The 3,556-nt window shown below is 74.0% G+C and carries 1 protein-coding gene; it reads right to left on the reverse strand.

Going from position 1 to position 3,556, the window contains the following annotated elements; genetic code table 11:
* A partial coding sequence (locus VGR37_06020; protein HEV2146936.1) for an amino acid adenylation domain-containing protein occupies positions 1–3,556 on the reverse strand: 3,556 nt, incomplete at both ends.

A 3,556-nucleotide genomic window follows, 5' to 3' on the forward strand; every position in this document is an offset into this window, starting at 1 on the left:
AGGGGGACCTCCGCCCCGAGCCGCTGCCGTACGCGCGAGGCCACCTGGACCGCCAGCAGGGAGTGCCCGCCCAGGTCGAAGAAGTGGTCCCAGCGCCCCACCCGCTCCACCTTCAGCACCTCCGCCCAGATCTCCGCCAGCCCCTGCTCCACCTCCCCCACCGGCGGCTCGTACCCCTGCCGCGCATACGCATCCGCCTCCGGCGCCGGCAGCGCGCTGCGGTCCAGCTTCCCGTTCGGAGTAAGAGGGAGCCTCTCCACCTGCATGTACGCCCCCGGCACCATGTACTCCGGCAGGCGCTCCGCGAGGTGCGCCCGCAGCGCCTCGGGCTCCAGCGCCTCGCCCACGAGGTACGCCACCAGCCGCCGGTCTCCGGGCGCGTCCTCGCGCGCCACCACCACGGCCTCCCGCACGCCCGGGTGCTCCGACAGCAGCGCCTCGATCTCCCCCGGCTCGACGCGGAATCCCCTCACCTTGACTTGGTGGTCGTTCCGTCCCAGGAACTCGATGCTCCCGTCCGCCCGCCGCCGTCCCAGGTCGCCGGTGCGGTACAGCCGTCCACCCGACTCGCCGCTGAAGGCGTCGGGGACGAACCGCTCCGCTGTCAGCCCGGGGCGGCCCAGGTACCCACGCGCCACGCCCGCGCCGCCGACGTACAGCTCTCCCGCCACACCCATCGGCACTGGCTCGCCCGAGCCGTCCAGCAGGTAGACCCGCACGTTTGCCGTCGGCCAGCCGATCGCGACCGTGCTCCGCCCCTCCTCCACCCTGCACTGCGGCAGCGACACCGCCGTGGCCGCCTCGGAGGGGCCGTAGATGTTGCACACTTCCACCCGGGGGAGCCGCTCCTTCACCTGCCTCAGCAGCGACGCCGGCAGCGCCTCGCCGCTGCAGAGCACCCGCCGCAGCCCGGGTCGGCGCGCCATCTCCGGCTCCTCCACCAGCACCTGCAGCAACGAGGGAACCAGGTTGAGCGTGGTGACCCCCTTCGCGTGGATCACGTCCGCCAGGTAGGCGGGGTCCCGGTGTCCTCGCGGGTGCGGCAGCACCAGGCGCGCTCCCGTCGTCAGCGGCCAGAAGATCTCCCGCGCCGAGACGTCGAAGCTGAGCGAGGTCATCTGCAGCACCGCCTCCCCCGCCGCCAGCCCGCACGCCCGCTGCCCCCACGCGAGGCGGTTCACCAGGTTGCGGTGCGGGTTCATCACGCCCTTGGGCCATCCCGTGGAGCCCGAGGTGTAGATCACGTACGCCAGGTGCTCCGGCGTGAGCGCGCCCCGCTCCGGGTTCGTCTCCGGCTCCCCGGCCCAGGCGGACGACTCCGCGTCCAGGGCCACGCGGGGGAGGTCCAGCCCGTCGAACCGCGCTTCCAGGGAGGTGTGCGTCAGGACCACCGCCGGAGCGCTGTCGGCCAGCATGTAGCGCAGACGCTCCTCCGGGTACTCGGGGTCCAGCGGCACGTACGCCCCGCCCGCCTTGAGCACCGCGAGCAGCCCCACCACCATGTCCGGGCTCCGCTCGACGCAGAGGGCCACTCGCGCGTCCGGACCCACGCCCCGCGCGCGGAGGTGGTGCGCCAGCCGGTTCGCCCGGGCGTTCAGCTCCCCGTACGCCACCTCCTCGTCCTCGAAGACCAGCGCCACCGCGTCCGGGGTGCGCTCCACCTGCGCCTCGAAGAGCTGGTGCACGCACAGCTCGCGCGGATACTCGGCCTCGGTGGCGTTCCACCCCTCCACCACCTGCCGCCGCTCCGCCTCCGGAAGCACGTCGATGCTCCCGAGCGCCCGCCCCGGCGAGACCTCCAGCGCCTCCACCAGCCGCTCCAGGGCCGTGTGCATCAGCGCGCAGACGCGGCTCGGCTCCACGGCCTCCTGCACGCGCGCCACGAGCCGGAATCCCTCCTCCCCCAGGTCGTCCACCGCGAGCGAGACGGGGTAGTTGGACCGCTCCTGCGAGCGGACCGTACGGATCCCTTCCCAGACCCGGCCCGCCTCGGGGGAGCGCCCTCTCCTGCCGCCGTAGCGGTAGTTGAGGAGGGAGGTGAAGAGCGGGGCCGGCGCCTGCACCGCGCTGCAGCGCTGCGCCAGCGCGAGCGAAGCGTGCTCGTGCCGCAGCAGCTCCGCCAGCAGCCCGTGCGTCCTCCGCACGCCCGCCTCCACGCCCTCACCGCCCACCCCGATGCGCACCGGCAGCGTGTTGATGAACGGCCCCAGCACCCGGTCCGCTCCCTCGCCGCCCTCCATGCGCCCGAAGAGCACGGTCCCGAACACCACGTCCTCGCGCCCCGTCACCCGCGCCAGCACCTGCGCCCACGCCAGGTGGCACAGCGTCGCCGTGCTCACCCCCAGCGCCCGCGCACGGCTGCGCAGCCGCTCCGCCAGCCCCGCGTCCACGTCGAGCCGCGCCTCCTCCACCCCGCGCCCGTCCCCGCGCACGTCGAGCATGCCGTAGGGCGCAGTGGTCTCCTCCACGTCTCCCAGCAGCCCGCGGAAGAAGGCCTCGTGCTCCTCCCGGCTCACTCCCAGGCGCGACTGCGCCACGTAGTTGCGGAAGGGATAGGGCGGGGGCAGCTCCGGGGCGCGTCCCTCCAGGCACGCGCGCAGCTCGCTGCCGAGGACCTCCAGCGACTCGTGGTCGCTTGCCATGTGGTGCCGCAGGAAGAGCAGCAGCCAGCGGTCCTGCGCCTCGTCGCGCGCGACGTAGAGCCGCATGAGCGGCGCCCGGCGCAGGTCCATGCGGCGGTGCCTGGGATCGAAGAGCGAGTACAGCCGCTCCCCGACGTCGCCCTCCGCGGCGCCCAGCTCCACCTCCTCCACCGGGAGCTCCGCGCGCCGCCAGACGACCTGCACCGGCTCCCGCAGCCCCTCCCACACCACGCCCGTCCGCAGGACGTCGTGACGGTCGACCACCGCCTGCAGCGCGGCCAGGAAGGCGTCCAGCCGCTCGCGGCTGTCGAAGCTCACCAGGGCCGGCGCGAGGTACGGGTCCCCCTCCTCGGCCATCAGGTGGTGGAAGAACATCCCCTCCTGCAGCGGCGCCAGCGGGTAGACGTCCTGCACGTTGGCGGCGCCCCCGGGCACCCCCGCCACGACGAGGTCGATCTCGGCCTGGGTGAGCTCCACCAGCGGCAGCATCTCCGGCCGGATCGCCTCGCACCCCTCCGGGATCCCGTTCGCCGGGACCTCCACCTCGCGCGATTCCCCGCCCACCTCCCGCGCCAGCTCCGCCAGCACGGGGGTGGTGAACAGCGCCCGCACGTCGGTGTGCAGCCCCCGCCGCCGCATCCGCTCGATGAGTGTGATCGCCAGGAGGGAGTGGCCGCCCAGCTCGAAGAAGTGGTCCCACCGCCCCACCCGCTCCAGCCTCAGCACCTCCGCCCAGATCTCCGCCAGCGCCTGCTCCACCTCCCCCTGCGGCGCCTCGTAGCCCCGCCGCGCGTACGCCTCCCCCTCCGGCGCCGGCAGCGCCCTCTGGTCCAGCTTCCCGTTGGGCGTCAGCGGCATCTCCTCCAGGCGCACGTACGCCGCCGGCACCATGTACTCCGGCACCCGCTCCTGCA

The organism is Longimicrobiaceae bacterium (assembly GCA_035936415.1).
Lineage (GTDB): Bacteria > Gemmatimonadota > Gemmatimonadetes > Longimicrobiales > Longimicrobiaceae > JAFAYN01.